The sequence below is a fragment of the Microbacterium pygmaeum genome (assembly GCF_900100885.1).
In the GTDB taxonomy this organism is placed as follows: Bacteria; Actinomycetota; Actinomycetes; order Actinomycetales; family Microbacteriaceae; genus Microbacterium; species Microbacterium pygmaeum.
The window spans coordinates 3,615,423-3,629,807 of the sequence record NZ_LT629692.1 but is presented as its reverse complement, the minus strand read 5'-3'; the positions used below and the strand labels follow the sequence as shown (position 1 = coordinate 3,629,807).

The 14,385-nt window shown below is 63.6% G+C and carries 11 protein-coding genes; 5 read left to right on the top strand and 6 right to left on the bottom strand.

Annotated features, from left to right (window positions below; translation table 11 throughout):
- The first annotated feature begins 169 nt into the window (after window positions 1-169).
- Window positions 170-1,594, top strand: a complete 1,425-nt coding sequence (locus BLT19_RS17290) for a PqqD family peptide modification chaperone (RefSeq protein WP_091492913.1) — start codon at window positions 170-172, stop codon at window positions 1,592-1,594.
- A gap of 4 nt (window positions 1,595-1,598) precedes the next feature.
- On the opposite strand, the gene BLT19_RS17285 is transcribed toward BLT19_RS17290, so the two are convergent.
- The 4 genes from BLT19_RS17285 to BLT19_RS17270 all read right to left on the bottom strand — a co-directional run bounded on the left by BLT19_RS17285 (window position 1,599) and on the right by BLT19_RS17270 (window position 5,857).
- Entirely contained in the window at window positions 1,599-2,510 is a 912-nt protein-coding gene (locus BLT19_RS17285) for a nucleotidyltransferase family protein (protein WP_091492910.1), read from the bottom strand.
- Between the two features lie 223 nt (window positions 2,511-2,733).
- Window positions 2,734-3,375: a hypothetical protein gene (locus tag BLT19_RS17280; RefSeq protein ID WP_091492908.1), complete on the bottom strand. Its 642-nt coding sequence runs from the start codon at window positions 3,373-3,375 to the stop codon at window positions 2,734-2,736.
- A 138-nt stretch (window positions 3,376-3,513) separates the two neighbouring features.
- Window positions 3,514-4,317 (bottom strand): helix-turn-helix domain-containing protein, encoded by an 804-nt coding sequence (locus BLT19_RS17275; protein WP_157681898.1) that lies wholly within the window; start codon window positions 4,315-4,317, stop codon window positions 3,514-3,516.
- A 229-nt stretch (window positions 4,318-4,546) separates the two neighbouring features.
- Window positions 4,547-5,857: a UDP-glucose dehydrogenase family protein gene (locus tag BLT19_RS17270; protein WP_091492902.1), complete on the bottom strand. Its 1,311-nt coding sequence runs from the start codon at window positions 5,855-5,857 to the stop codon at window positions 4,547-4,549.
- A gap of 209 nt (window positions 5,858-6,066) precedes the next feature.
- On the opposite strand from BLT19_RS17270, the gene BLT19_RS17265 reads away from it, so the two are divergent.
- The 4 genes from BLT19_RS17265 (at window position 6,067) to BLT19_RS17250 (ending at window position 11,619) form a co-directional block, all read left to right on the top strand.
- The gene (locus BLT19_RS17265; protein ID WP_231917711.1) at window positions 6,067-7,179 is read left to right on the top strand and encodes a glycosyltransferase; all 1,113 of its coding nucleotides are present in this window, start codon (window positions 6,067-6,069) and stop codon (window positions 7,177-7,179) included.
- Between the two features lie 17 nt (window positions 7,180-7,196).
- Window positions 7,197-8,324, top strand: coding sequence for a glycosyltransferase (locus BLT19_RS17260; RefSeq protein ID WP_197672996.1), 1,128 nt, complete (start codon window positions 7,197-7,199; stop codon window positions 8,322-8,324).
- A 101-nt stretch (window positions 8,325-8,425) separates the two neighbouring features.
- A complete protein-coding gene (locus BLT19_RS17255; RefSeq protein WP_157681714.1) occupies window positions 8,426-9,400 on the top strand; it encodes a glycosyltransferase family 4 protein in 975 nt (324 codons plus the stop codon).
- Between the two features lie 944 nt (window positions 9,401-10,344).
- Complete coding sequence (locus BLT19_RS17250; protein WP_091484725.1) at window positions 10,345-11,619, top strand: oligosaccharide flippase family protein; 1,275 nt, start codon at window positions 10,345-10,347, stop codon at window positions 11,617-11,619.
- Window positions 11,620-11,622: 3 nt separating this feature from the next.
- Here BLT19_RS17250 and BLT19_RS17245 read toward each other — a convergent pair whose 3' ends face one another.
- On the bottom strand, window positions 11,623-13,023 hold the full coding sequence (locus BLT19_RS17245; protein ID WP_091484723.1) for an O-antigen ligase family protein: 1,401 nt from the start codon (window positions 13,021-13,023) through the stop codon (window positions 11,623-11,625).
- 99 nt (window positions 13,024-13,122) lie between these two features.
- A complete protein-coding gene (locus tag BLT19_RS17240; RefSeq protein ID WP_091492900.1) occupies window positions 13,123-14,217 on the bottom strand; it encodes an acyltransferase family protein in 1,095 nt (364 codons plus the stop codon).
- Window positions 14,218-14,385: the final 168 nt, after the last annotated feature.

Here is a 14,385-nt window from a genome sequence, read left to right as displayed (position 1 = left end):
ACAACCGCTTCACGTTGCGGTGCGAGCCGCGCTGGCTTCTGCTTCCCCAAGCACCGCGCAAGCTTCGTGAGTCCCCATGACCACGAATGCCCACAGTAGCAGGATCGAACTTCTGGTTGAAGAAGTTGCGCGGTGCGGGTCCGACGCGGTAGGGATCTACGCTGGATCCGTGGCCGCTGAACTGCTCGTCTCCGCCCTGGGCGGCCTGGTGCGGATCGATGCCTCGTCGCTCGGTGATGAGGATCGGTGCGCGGTCGCGGATGCGTGGCGCGACGCCCTGGCCGCGGAGGATGCCGCAGACGTGCATCCGAATGACGACGTACCGATCGTGCGCACGATGCACGACGTGGCGCAGGATGCGATGCTCTCCGATCTGTCTCAGCGGGTGACCCTCGCCGCCATCGAGCAGAGCCGAGGGCGGATGTGGATGCTGCACGCCGCCGGGCTCGCCACGGACGACGGTCGCGTGGTCGCCCTCATCGGCCCCTCGGGCCGGGGGAAGACGACCGCGTCGCGGGTGCTGGGAGCCCACTTCGGCTACGTCAGCGACGAGACCGTGGCGATCGACTCGGACGGCACCGTGCACCCGTACCGCAAACCCCTCTCGGTGATCGCGGACGGGCGTGACTACAAAGAGCAGCGGACGCCGAGCGAGCTGGGATTGCGCGCGCTGCCTGACGCGCCGCTGCGGTTGAGCGCCATCGTGCTGCTCGATCGTCGTCCAGACGGTCCTGACGTGCCGGTCGTGGAGCCCGTCGATCTGGGGGACGCGCTCACCGACCTCGTCGAGCAGACCAGCTATCTCGCCGTGCTCCCGTCGCCGTTGCAAACGATCGCTGCCCATGTCGCGTCGGTCGGCGGCGTCCAGCGTGTCATCTACCGTGAGGCGGAGACGCTGGTGCACACGATCGAGGCCCTCGCGGAGCGGCCGGGAATTGGGGGAGTGCCTCCCGCGCCCGTGGACCTCGAGCCGGCCCCACAGCTTTCCGCCGCTGCCGCGGACGATGCGCTCGCTGCGGTGCGGTACACGCGGACCGACGTGGTGGACGTGCACCCTCTCGCAGGCACTGACCGGCTGGTCCTGCTGCACGTCGGCGACGTGGGGAATGGCACCGTTCGCGTGCTCGGTGAGGTCGCGTCAACGATCTGGCGTGCAGCGAACCAAGCGACCCTCGAGACGCTCGTCGGGGCGACCGTCGCCGAATACGGATCGCCGGCGGGGGCGGACCCCACCGAGCTGGTGAGAAGCGCCGCGGACGAGATGGTCGACACCGGCATCCTGGAGCGGACCTTCGGCGTGGACTGGGCGATTAGAGAGGACGTCGCGTGGGTCGAGAGCGGCGACCGCGTGGTGGTGCTGGGACTCTCCGGCGACCCGCGGAGCCCGCAGAGTCTCGAGGGCTCGGCCGCCCTGATCTGGCTCGCGCTCGTCGACGGCGGCGACACGGCGACGATCGTCCGTTGGGTGGCCGGTGCGGCAGGCATCGTCAACCCCGCAGAAATCGCCGATGACGTGATGGCCTTTCTCGAGCAGCTCCTCGACAACCAGTGGGTGCAGGCTCGGCGCATCAGTGCCGACGCTTCATCGGCTTAGGGCGTCAGCGACGCCGAGAGGTCGCGCGTAGCGCGTCGGGCAGGGAGGCGATGCCTCGACCCCACCGTTGCACGCGTCCCTGCAGCAGACCCCACCGCGTGTCGACGACATCCGGCCGGGACAGCAGGAGATCGGCGCGGGTCGGCCAGATCGCGCGTCCGGTCACTGCGATGCGCTGCCTCCAGTTCGCGCGGCGAAACGCGACGATCCAGAAGTATGCGCCGTGAGAACCCGACCGCACTCGTTCGCGCCACTCCTGCAGTTCGCGGGACGCGAGATCCTCGGCTGGAATGTCGACATCCACGCCGAGTCGAGGCAGGACGGTCTCGAGTGTGCCGGCGCTTCCCGTCGCAAGCGCGAGCGCACCGAGCTGCAGGCGTTCATCGCGCGTCAGTGACACCCGGTACAGGCCGTTCAGCTCATCGGCGTGCCGCTGCTGACGAGCCGTACCGCGCAGAGAATGAAGAGCCAAGACGAGGATCGAGCCGAGACGGTCGGGGACGTCGCACGCGTAATGCGCGAACTCGAGCCGCGTGCGCCGTGCCCAAAGCGCCTCGAACACCTCGGCAGGGGGGCGTAGGAAGCCCGGGTAGTACGCGTGCAGATCGATGTCGCAGGGCCACTCTTGATGCAGGAAGGCACGCGAGTGCAGACTGATGCGCTCCGTGATGAAATCGCCCTCGCGTTGGGTCCATTCCCGCGCGACGAGGGCCGCGGACAAATCGTCCAGTCGACTCGGTTCGACAAGGACGTCCACGTCGGATGACGTGCGGTGCTCCCGCAGGCCGTGGCGATGCAGGGCGGGGCCCTTCAAGAACAGCACGCGGATCCCCGAGCGCTCGGCGACCGACTGCACCCAGGCGTGGCCCAGCTCGACCGCTTCGCCCAGACACAGGACGACGGGTTCGGCGGTCACCGCCCCACCCTATCCAGCCTTCGTGGCGACGTCGCCTCACGTGACGACCCCTCACCTCCCGTCCGAACAGGCGCCGGAACGTCAGCGTTGCCGGTGACGCAAACGAGCCCTCTCGCGCCGATCCGACGATCGGTACGAGCGGGCTCGTTTGCGCCCCCTATTAAGAGGAGTGGTTCGTGTGAAAGAAGGGTGAAAACGCGCTCCTATTAAGAGGAGTGTCCGGCTACAGAAGACCGGCGCCGACCGGAACCGAGATGGTGCTGGTCGCGGTCAGGGTGCGTCCGCCCACGACGACCGTCGCCGTCACCGGGAAGTTCGCCAAGGCCGAAATGTTGATGCCGGTGTTGGTTCCCGCGAGACCCCACACAACAGGAATGCTGAACGTGCCATTCGACGCCACGTTGACGGTGGTCGTGGTCGTGTAGGTCGTCCGCGGGAATCCGACGATCTGATAGGTGGAGGTTCGCGAGCCTGCCGGCGTCGGCGCTCCGTTGAACGAGTACACGCCGAAACCACGAGCCCTGCCGACCGTGATGTTGATACCCCCCGGCCGGTCGACGACGATCGACACGCTCGCCGACTGGTTAGCGATCGCACCTGCGCCGTTAGTGAGGGTGAGCTGCGTGGGCAGGGTCGGGGCCAGCGCAGCCGTCACAACGGTTGCGGAATCGAGCACCCGCAGCGACAGCAGCGAGCCGGTGATACCCGTCCACGTGAGGTTGGCGTTGCTAACCGACGCCGCAGCAAGCGGCATGGCGGCGGTCGCGGCGATGACCGGCACCGACCACGCAGCGGTCTTCATGACGCTGCGGCGGCTGAAGGTCTTGCTGGGCGTGCTCTCGGGTCGGGACTCGAGGTCAGTCATCGGATCTCCTTGAACGATCTTCGGGTGTGGGAGTGGGTCTGCCCATGACTCTGCCGAAGATCCCCTGAGCGCCGGTGGCCTCGTGTCGTCATTCGATCCGAGACCGTCGCGGAATGGACGTCGCGGGGCCGGTGAGGCTCAGCGAGCTCTGATCGCCTGGGGCGCCGGCGCGCCGACCGCCTGCAGCGCGCGGCGCATCGCAGAGGGGTTCGTAAACCCCGCGTGACCCGCAATCTCGGCGATCGTCAACGCGTCGTACTGCGCGTCGCGCAGGAGTGTCTGCGCCAGCTCGGCGCGGAGGTTGCGCAGTTCGGCGGCGGGGGTGGAACCTTCTCGTGCGAACAAGCGCTGCAGATGGCGCGGTGACATGTGGAGATCGCGTGCCAGGTCTTCGCTGCCGTATTCAGGGTCGGCACGGTTGAGGAGCATGAGCATCTTGGCGCGACTCATGGGGCGCTGCGCTTGCTGCGCAGGCACTTCCGTCTCCTTGCGTTCGAGCAGGACTCCGTAGACCATTTCGACGAGCAGGCGTTCCACCAGGTACGCGGAGACTTTCGTACGGACTTCTGCGCGGCGCGTCAGCGACTCGGCGAAGGCCTTCAATCCGCTCACGAGCGAGGTGTCGACCAAGGGCGCTGCATCGATGGAGGCAGGGACGGCCGAGTCGACGACGGAGTCGGTGTCCAGCCAGACGACTGTCGCCAGCGTGCCTGGCGTCCAGTCCAGCTCGGTCCGGTGCGTGCTGTGCAACAGGATGCCGCGTGCCGGCGCGTCGGCGCCGCTCAGCGCAACCCCGCCTTCGGTCGCGAACACGACTGCAGTGGTCGGTGTTGCGCGGCCCGCCGGCGCCCAGAGCCAGCTCGCCGACCGTGGTCGATGCGACGTGACGAGGGCAGACCGATACTCCTGCAAGCCGACGAGCCCGCTGGCCATCGCGTCCATACCGAGACAGTCGGCTATCGCCTTCCGTAGTGATCCCGCTGGCATTGCTTTGCTCCTCGCGCCTGAGTCCGTGAGACCGCGGCCGCGATGCGGCAGTCACGAAGATCATAAGCGAGCCGCGTTGCTGAAACTTGCAGACCGCCCTCGTGCGCTGCCTTGACGTCGCTGATGATGCGAGAAATGCAGGGACACAGAAGGCAATCTGCGGACCGAGCGGCGGATGCGGGGGTTAGGGGCGTCCCATGCCGTGGTAGGTCCAGCCGGCGGTTCGCCATGCGGTGGCGTCGAGGCAGTTGCGGCCGTCGATGATGATGCGACCGGTGGTGAGGGTGGAGGCGTGTTGGGGGGTGAGGTCTTTGCGGTATTCGTCCCATTCGGTGACGACCACGACTGCTTCCGCGTCGGCGATCGCGTCGTCGCGGTGGGGGGTGTAGTCGAGTTGCGGGTGGATGCGGCGGGAGTTGTCGATCGCTTCGGGGTCGGTGACGATGACGTCGGCGCCGAGGCCTTTGAGGCGGACGGCGACATCGAGGGCGGGGGAGTCGCGGATGTCGTCGGAGTGGGGTTTGAACGCGGCGCCGAGGACGGCGACGCGTTTGCCGTAGACGGTGCCGCCCAGGGACTGGACGACGAGGTCCACGGCACGGTCGCGGCGGCGCATGTTGATCGCGTCGATCTCGCGGAGGAACGCGACGGACTCGCCACGGCCGAGTTCTTCGGCGCGGGCGGAGAACGCACGGATGTCTTTGGGCAGGCACCCGCCGCCGAACCCGATCCCGGCGCCCAGGAACCGGCGGCCGATGCGGGCGTCGTGGCCGATCGCGTCGGCGAGCTGGGTGACATCAGCGCCGGTGACTTCAGCGATCTCGGCCATCGCGTTGATGAACGAGATCTTCGTGGCGAGGAACGCGTTGGCGGCGACTTTGACCAGTTCCGCGGTGGCCAGATCGGTGACCAGGAACGGGGTCCCCTTCCCCACCGCCGGGTGATACACATCCCGCAGGATGTCCGCCGCCCGCGCACCCTCGTCGCCCGCGGGCACGCCGACCACGAGCCGGTCCGGGTCGATGGTGTCTTGCACCGCCCACCCCTCCCGCAGGAACTCCGGGTTCCACACCAACGTCGCACCCGTCGCCGCCACCCGGGGGGTCAAATCCGCCGCGGTCCCCACCGGGACCGTCGATTTGCCCGCGACCACATCACCCGGCGACAGGAACGGGACCAGCGCATCGACCGCCGCGTGCACATACGTCAGGTCGGCGGCGTACCCGTCTTTCTGCTGCGGGGTCCCCACCCCCACGAAATGCACGGCCGCGCCCTTCGCAGCAGCCATATCGGTCGTGAACGACAACCGGCCAGACGCGATCCCCTCCGACAGGATCTCCCCCAACCCAGGCTCGAAGAACGGCGCACGACCCTCCGCCAACGCAGCCACCTTCACCGCATCAACATCAATCCCGACAACCTCATGACCAATCGAAGCCATCGCCGCCGCATGCACCGCACCCAAATACCCACAACCAACAACAGACAAACGCATGAGAACTCCTCGAGCCTTCAGAGATGATTTTCGCCGGCGACCGGTGGCGACGAAGAGTACGGATCACCATTATCGCCAGACCCAGGAGGCCTCATTTCGCCCCTCCGCGTCACGACCTTGAAACAGAGTGTTACGAGATCGCAGGTAGGGTGGGTGCCAGCATCTCGATGGCGCGGTGCTTTCCAGTCGACGTTGGAGAGCAGACCGTAGTGACAAAATCCGTGGCAATCATCGGCACGCGCGGCTATCCGAGCTACTACGGTGGCTTCGAGACCGCGGTCCGATACTTGGCCCCATACCTGGTCGATCAGGGGTGGGATGTTGACGTTTACTCTCGTCGCGGCGCCACGAAGCCTGAAGATGCCCGCTTGGACCCGCGAGTGAACGTTCGGTACACGCGCGGAGTCGAGATGAAGTCCGTCAGCACACTGACCTACGGATTGACGGCGAGCCTCGACGCAGCGCGGAGACGGCCCGATGTCGCTCTCGTGATGAATGTCGCCAATGGCTACTGGCTGCCGATTCTGCGCGCGGCAGGCATCCCGAGCCTCGTGAACGTGGATGGCATTGAGTGGGAGCGCGCCAAGTGGAGCGGGCTTGGGAAAGCCGTCTTCCGACGAGGGGCGCAACTCACGGCGCGCTACGGGTCCAACCTTGTGTTCGATGCTCACGCGATCGGTGACCGGTGGAAGCGGGACTTCAATCGCGATGGATTCTTCATCCCGTACGGCGGCGATGCGATGACGCCCGGCGACCTCGATCCCGGCTTGGTGCCGGGTGATTACGTCTTGATCGTTGCTCGCTTCGTTCCCGAGAACACGGTTCCCGAGTTTCTCGAGGCCGCTAAGATCATCGCTCGAAAGCATGACGTGGTCATCGTCGGCTCATCCGGCTACGGCGGCCCCATCGATGACGCGGCGAAGCTACTCGACGAGCAGGAGCCGCGGGTGCGTTGGCTTGGACACCTGAGCGATGACAAGCGGCTGGCCGCGCTTTGGCAAAACGCTGGCGCGTATTTCCACGGCCACAGCGTCGGCGGAACCAATCCTGCCCTCGTGCAAGCTATGGCAAACAAGGCTCCTGTGGTGGCCCGTGACACTGTCTACAACCGCGAGGTCTTGGAGGACGCAGGCGTGTTCGTGCAGCCGGATCCGGCTGCAATCGCGTCAGCCGTGATCGATCTCATCAGTGACTCCGCCAAGCGGCAACGATTGATTGAGCGTGGGTCGGAGCGTGCTGAAAGCATCTACTCCTGGGAGCGGGTGTGCGCGTCTTACGCAGAGGCGTTGGATGTGACGCGTCAAGCGGTTGCAGTTCGTTGAGCGAAACGAGGACGGTCATGGATCGCAAGACAGCGCTCATCGCGTTCCCCATGCACGGTCAGCACAAGCTGTCAAATGAGGGCTATCGCACCCGAGACGGACACTTCATCGAGTGGTTCGGGCGCAAGCTCGTTGGGAGCGGTGAAGTTCGTGTCGTTTCTCGACCGGAACCGCGTGCATTGGCGCCCTTGAGGCGATACCGAGCGACGTCAGTCGCGGCGAATACCGCTCCAGTCTCATCCTTCGTCTGGAAGTTGCCGTCGCTCAGAGATAGGCAGAGATGGTGGGTGGACTCGCTGCCGATGTACCACCGCGCGTTGCCTTCGGTGTCTGCGCCTGTTGTGACATGGAATCCTTTCCTCTCCCTCTCCTCTGCTTGGCCGTCGATCGTCGAGTCCGGTCAAGCCGTCGGCTTCGATCTCCTTGATGACTGGACGATTCATTATGCGTTCGAAGGCGTCAACCAAGAGGTTGACCGCGCATACCGCAAACTCTTCGACCAAGCCACGGTCGTCACCGCCAATGCGGAAGGCACAGTCGAACTCGCCAAACGTTACGGCCGAGACGACGTTGTATTTCTGCCGAACGGTTGCGACCCGGAACGCTTTGACCACACTTCGATCGCCGCCGGGCCGATGACGGTCGGATACGTGGGAAAGATCGGTAAGCGCCTGAACCTCGAGCTCATCGTCGCAGCAGCACAGGCGCTACCTGACGTGTCATTTGTATTCGCGGGTCCCGTCCTTGACCAGGAGTACAAGCGTCCGATGAGCGATCAGCCGAACATCACGATGCTCGGCGATGTGCACTATGACGATGTTCCGGCGTTGCTGCGGAAGTTCGACATCGGGTGGGTGCCTCACCGTGTTGGCGAAGGCGAGGTGGGCGGCGACGTGATCAAGACTTACGAGTATCGTGCCGCCGGGTTGCCTGTACTCAGTACCCCAGTCACCGGGGCGTCGAGCCGAGGTCTGGATGAAGTAGCAGTGCTGTCGGCTGACGAACAGATCGACTGGCTCGGCAAGAAGGCAAAGTCTGGCCCAAGAATCGCACGTGTTGTGACAACTCTTCCGGGCGAAGTGCGCTGGGAAGGCAAGGCGGATTTCATTCTTAGCCGGCTTGGTATCGGGGAGCTTCGAGCGTGACCGCGAATCCAACGGTCACCCTGTTGGCAATGCCTCTGATGGCCCGCAGTGGGGTCTACCGCTCGACTCACGATCTCGTTCGCGCTGCTCAGGACTCAGGAATGGACTGGAAGGCAGTCATCGGCATCCGCCCGACGGCGTCCGGCGCGCCGCTGAAGACGAGCGGTGTGCGGGAACTCGAGTTCACTTGGCACGGGCGTGATAGCGTCCGCCGCATCCGTGAGATCGCCGAGGTGTCGCCGGAGATCGCCTCGTCCGACGTTGTGATCTCACTGATATCCCAGAGCGACATCGCTTTTTCTCGATCTCGCGCTCGCGCCTCCGCGAAATGGGTGGCATGGGTACGCGGAAAGCCTTGGCCGGCGGCCGGCGAGCAAAGCCTTCTCCGCCGGCTGCCACTCCGATGGCTAGAGACGCGCGCACTTCGATCCGCGGATGAGGTCTGGGCCACAACCCCGGTACTCGCTTCCGAGTTCGCGGCCGCGCGCGCCGCCGAGATCGTGCCGGCAGGGATCGGAGGTGTCAGCCGAACCTCTTGGGGCACGGAGGGCGCCGGCCCACTGGTGTGGGCGGGCCGCGTCGATGTAGACAAGCGACCTGGACTCTTCATCGACATTGTCGAGAAGACCCGCCACCCCGGTCGTTTGTTCGGGGAGGGGCCGCTGACAGTAGACCTGCAGAAGCGACATGCTGACGGGCTGACTTGGGCTGGCTGGGCGGACGCCGATGAACTTTGGAACGGCGCTTCCGTGTTCGTCGGGACGTCCGCACGAGAAGCCTTCGGACGAAGTGCTGTCGAGGCGGCGGCTGCAGGGCTTCCGATCGTTATCGCGCGCGATTACGGTGCGGCGCCGCTCCTGGTCACATCGGATGAGATGCGCCGAGCATGCGTAGTGGAGTCTGACGACCCCGAGGTGTGGGCGAATGCCGTCCGTCGCATCTTGGACGATCAGGATCTACGAAGAGCGGTTTCCGATCACGTGTATGCCAACGCAAAGCAACTGACGATTGCAGCATCGGTGAAGATCGCGGCAGAGCGTGCGATGACGTTAGTTGATGGAGTGCGGTCGATATGAGCACGCAAATCGTTGGCCGGGCACAGCGTCGTCTTGCGAAACTGCGCCGCGGCATGAAGGCGAGTCTGATAACCCCAGTTTTGAGGTCTCGCGCCGCCCGATCGAACCGATCGCTTGTAGATGAGTCAAATGATGTGGTCATCTGCCTCACGAGCTACGGTGACCGGCTCGGCACGGTGCACCTCACCGTCGAGTCGATCGGTTCGGGCAGAACGCTACCTGGAAGGCTCATTCTGTGGACCGACCCTGGCGTGGACATCGATGAGTTGCCGAGCCCCCTGCGACGAATGCAAGCGAGGGGTCTCGAGATTCGCCCAAGTGCAGCTCGCGTCGGATCACATACAAAGTACTTCCCATACGTCATGTCGGAGGTCGCACACATGCGTCCACTTGTGACGGCCGACGACGATTCGATCTACCCGCGGTATTGGCTAGCGCGTCTGCAACAAGCTGGCGCATCTCACGCCGGGGAGATCGTCTGCTACCGAGCGCACCGGGTCGGGATAACGCCTGAAGGGGTGTTGAAGCCCTACAACTCGTGGCAACCCGCGCGTGATACTGAGGCGAGCGTTCTGAACTTCGCGACGGGCGTCTCAGGGGTCTACTATCCGGCGGATTTCTTGGATGAGTTGCGTCTGGCCGGGGACAAGTTCTTGGCGACATCTCCAAAGGCCGATGACGTGTGGTTGCACTATTGCGCAGTGGCAAACGGACGCGTGATTCGACAGCTGGGTCGTACCCCTGAGAAGTATCCGGAGTTGCGGGCAACGCAGGAGACCGCATTGCACAGGTACAACACTGGTCTGAGTGCGAATGATTCTCAGATCGCTGACACCTACAGCCCGGAAGTCCTCTCTGTGCTTCGTTCGCGGGCTTCGGTGTGATGATGTCGTCAACGACAGCGCCAGGAGGTGGAAGTGGGGCGTCGGTCGGGTAACGATTCGATGTTCGCTGGCGCCGCCAAGAACTTTCTAGGCAACGTCGTTGGCCCGCTTGCGGGTTTGATCAGCGCGCCGATTCTTGCCCACGTTCTTGGCGCGGAGGGACGAGGTGAAGTCGCTGGTGCAACCGCTCCGCTTCTCCTCTTCGCGACGTTGGCGGCGTTCGGCATCCCAGAGGCAGTAACCTACTTCGTCGCGAGAGACCTCACCCATCGGCTCGTCATCCTCCGCCGCGCCACGATCATCACGGCACTGGTGGGGCTAGCTGCAACGGGTGCAGCGATCGCGCTAGCGCCGTTCCTCTCGGGCGGAAGTCAGGAGCTGACCTCTCTCATCGTGATGGCTTCTCTTGCCATCCTTCCAACCATCTTCGTGGGCATTCTGCGGGCGACTGCAGCTGGACTCGGAAGATGGTCGTTAGTTGCATCGGAACGTGCCGCTGGGCCTTTGATTCGCTTGATTGCGATCATAATCCTGGCCCTCCTGGCACAACTGGATGTATTTTCGGCGACCCTCGCGATCGCATACTCTCCGGTCATCGCGGGCCTGATCTACCTCGCCTTGCCGTGGCGTTCGGGGCGATCGGAAGAGCCACCGCCTTCATACGCAGATGTCACCGGCTACAGTGCTCGCGCGTGGCTTGGGTCAATTGCGGGCGTCATCCTCATGCGCATCGACCAAGTGCTGATGGTTCCGCTGAGTTCGACAACCGAACTCGGGCTCTATGTCGTCGCGGTCACTGTCAGCGAGCTGCCCCTTGTCGTGAATACCGCCATCCGCGAGGTGGTTTTCGCCACCGATGCGAGAAGCTCGTCGGACGAGGCCTTGACGCGAGCAGCGCGCGTGTCCCTGCTTGTGTGTTTGATGATGGGGCTCGCGCTCGGGCTCACCTGCTACTGGTGGCTTCCTGTCCTCTTCGGCGCTGAATTCGGAGCGGCTGTGCCGGTGGCGATGATTCTTCTCCTAGCGGTGGTGATCGGGATACCCGGGTCGGTCGCGGGTGCGGGACTCAGCGCGCGGGGTCTGCCGCAATTGAGGAGCTACTCGCTCGTACTTGCATGCGTGATCAACCTCGTCATCGTGATCACCACGGTTCCGCTGATCGGCGCGGTCGGGGCAGCGCTGGCAACGCTCGCCGGGAACCTTATCTCCAGCAATTTCAATGTGCTGCAAATGCGGCTTCGATTCGGCACACCATTCTGGTCGTTCTACGCTGTTAGGCGATCAGATGTGTCCACGCTCGCGGCGCGTGTCCTACGACTCTTCCGACGAGGCTGAGCGTCAGTTGGATCGAGTAGATTCGCTTCGTGCGGAGTGAACCCTCCGATGTGATCCAGCGGTTGCGTAGTCCCGGCTATTGAGAGTCGGGCGCTTCTCGGAATCGAATCTGCCCGCGGTGAGCATGAGCGCCGCCAGGACGGCAAGGAACGCGAGTGCCGGCGGCTCGCCATACAATGCGCTGTTGTCTCCGAGACCGTGAATCGCGACCCACAGAAATCCCGAACCAGACATCGCCATGGCGAACTTTGCGTGACCGCTGCGCGCGTCGTTGACGGCGCGCAATTGCATGATGAGTATCACGACAACGAACACTATGGAGATGGCGACATACGCGATGCCGGCGTCGAGCCAGGCCTGGAGAAACCAATTGTGCGCAGGTCGCATGGAGAACGCTATGGCGACGCCCCCGGATTCCCACCTCTCGTACCACCCTCCGAACCCAAGGCCCAGGAGCAAATTCTCGCCGATCGCCCGGATCGCCTCACCCCATAGCTGAAGCCGAGGTAGGAGGGTCGCCTCGGAAGCATTCACATAGTCGTCGGCTGTAGCAAAGAAGACCTGAACCCCCACGACTGCGATCACCAGGCCGCCTACCACTACACCCATCCGTGCGGCCGGGTTACCGCTCCGCGCTGCGACGGCAAGGATGAGTGAAAAAAGTGGAAGAAGCACCAAGAGTGCGAGTCCTGTTTTCGACCCGCCCAGCACAATCGCGGCAGCAAGTGGTGCGACGGCGAGCCACACCCATCGTTTGCGCGCCAGATACCCGTATGCGACAAACGCCACGAGCATGACACCCATGGCCATCGAGGCGCGATTCAAGTTGACGAACAGGAACCCGCCCGCACGATCTGGATTGAGTACGTTATTCACCGCGTCCGTGGTGTACAGATCCTGCCCTAGCCGACCGATGAAGAGCGTCGAGAGCGAGGAACGATAGTAGCTCTCCTCGACCGCGGGAGCGAAGCGAAATACCACTGTTGAGAGCGCCTGCACGACGGCCACCGGTGCCAAGGCAGCGAGAAACTTTCCCAACGACGGCAATCCGTCGTCGAGAAGCATGTTCACCACGAACAACGTTAGGAGCGGCAAAGCGAGCCACGTCAGCCCAGCCTCGATTGCGGAGTCGCCCCGGACAGACCAGGCAATCGACATGAAGCAGAGTAGACCGGCGACTACCGATGTCGTCACGAACATTCGCGTCGAACGAAGAGGTACCGCGGGTCTCTTCGTGCGGAATAAGGTCAAGACGACCGCCGCAACCAGGTACACCGGCGTGGCTAGGACCGAGAAGCCACGGAACAGGGCTGCGAAGGCCGCAATGCCAGCAAGGTAAAGCCACTTTGGAAGAGCGATCGCTAGCGCGATGGCGAATGGAGCGATCACGCCCAAGATGAGCAAACGTTCGATGCTACGGGTCCAATCTGAAGAGCTGGCGACTGTTGTCCAGTTTACGACCGGTGGGTTGGCTCGATTTCTGCCGTTCAGTCTTCGACTGGATCACGCAGCGGCGGCCGGAACTTTGCTCGGTTGGGGAAGCCGCCCAGCGAAGGGCAGTTTCCGAGCCCCGCGCGTGATCGGTTTCTCGACCCACACGTATATGAGGGCGCTCCCCACGAGCGCAGCGGTAATCGACCCAATTACAGAAAGCCAACCGACCTCTAACCCGATCAGCGCCAAGATTGCTGGTACGAGAGGGGCAAGCAGGGGGTGGAAGAGATAAAGAGAATACGACGCGTCGCCGAAGAAGAGAACGGGGCGAGGAATCCGACCCGTGAGTAGTCGATCCGATGCAACCGCCGCGAGAACGATGAACGTGACGACAACGGTCCGCAACCATGCGTTTCTAGACCAGTCGAGTTGACCAAGGATGATCAGGACGCCGGCGATCGCGACAAGCCCTCCCAACATGTAAGGGACGAACCGACGTAACCGGTTGCTGCTCACGATCTTCGCAATCGTCATGCCGATAACGAAGTACAGGACCACTTTGTCGAAGTAGAACGCCCAAACCGGCCAATCGCCGTCTCCGCGCAACAGGTGTCCGGCGGCTGCCAAACACATGATGATTGTTGCAAATATGTAGGGATTCGCCCGCAACAGCAGGCCGACCGCGAATACTGCGTAGAAGAACATCTCAAAGGTTAATGTCCAGCCGACACCGAGAACCGGCTCGACAGATCCTGACTCGTTCCTCGTGGGAAGGAAGAGGTAGGACGATATGACATGGCCCGGGGTGAGCGCGCTATTTATTGCTGCGCCGGGCAGGATGAGAATCATTGCGATCTTGGCGGTAGTCGCTATCCAATACATAGGTACGATGCGCGTAACACGTCGCATCGCGAAGTAGCGCCAACCTCCGCTCACCTTCTGAAATGGCGGAGCAGTGATCATCATCACGAAACCCGATATCACGAAGAAGATGTCAACGCCTACCGTTCCGCCCTTCCAGACGAAAAGGTCCGGGTCGAGCCTCTCAGAGGCGTAGAACGTCGAATGCGTGATCACGACCAGCAGTGCAGCCACGAATCGAAGTGCTTGGACAGTGTCATAGCGCTGCACGTTTGGTGCCAGATCGAGGGGGGCTCCGGCCATGCGTTCGACGCTAGCAGTCGGATGTGTCGCGCCTGTTAACACGAACGAACGTGGCGGCAGGCGCACCCTCTACGACGCGGATTGAGCCGACGCGTAGGCGCCAGGTGCTGCAGACGGGCACGCACCATGTGCGCGATCGTCGAAGCCAGGCGGACGTCCCACCGCATG

Excerpts from the sequence above, each read along its gene's own strand:
- BLT19_RS17240 (WP_091492900.1), bottom strand. The coding sequence starts at position 14,217 with ATGGCCGGAGCCCCCCTCGATCTGGCACCAAACGTGCAGCGCTATGAC.
- BLT19_RS17275 (WP_157681898.1), bottom strand. The coding sequence starts at position 4,317 with ATGGACGCGATGGCCAGCGGGCTCGTCGGCTTGCAGGAGTATCGGTCT.
- BLT19_RS17280 (WP_091492908.1), bottom strand. The coding sequence starts at position 3,375 with ATGACTGACCTCGAGTCCCGACCCGAGAGCACGCCCAGCAAGACCTTC.
- BLT19_RS17260 (WP_197672996.1), top strand. The coding sequence starts at position 7,197 with ATGGATCGCAAGACAGCGCTCATCGCGTTCCCCATGCACGGTCAGCAC.
- BLT19_RS17250 (WP_091484725.1), top strand. The coding sequence starts at position 10,345 with ATGTTCGCTGGCGCCGCCAAGAACTTTCTAGGCAACGTCGTTGGCCCG.
- BLT19_RS17270 (WP_091492902.1), bottom strand. The coding sequence starts at position 5,857 with ATGCGTTTGTCTGTTGTTGGTTGTGGGTATTTGGGTGCGGTGCATGCG.
- BLT19_RS17255 (WP_157681714.1), top strand. The coding sequence starts at position 8,426 with ATGGACTGGAAGGCAGTCATCGGCATCCGCCCGACGGCGTCCGGCGCG.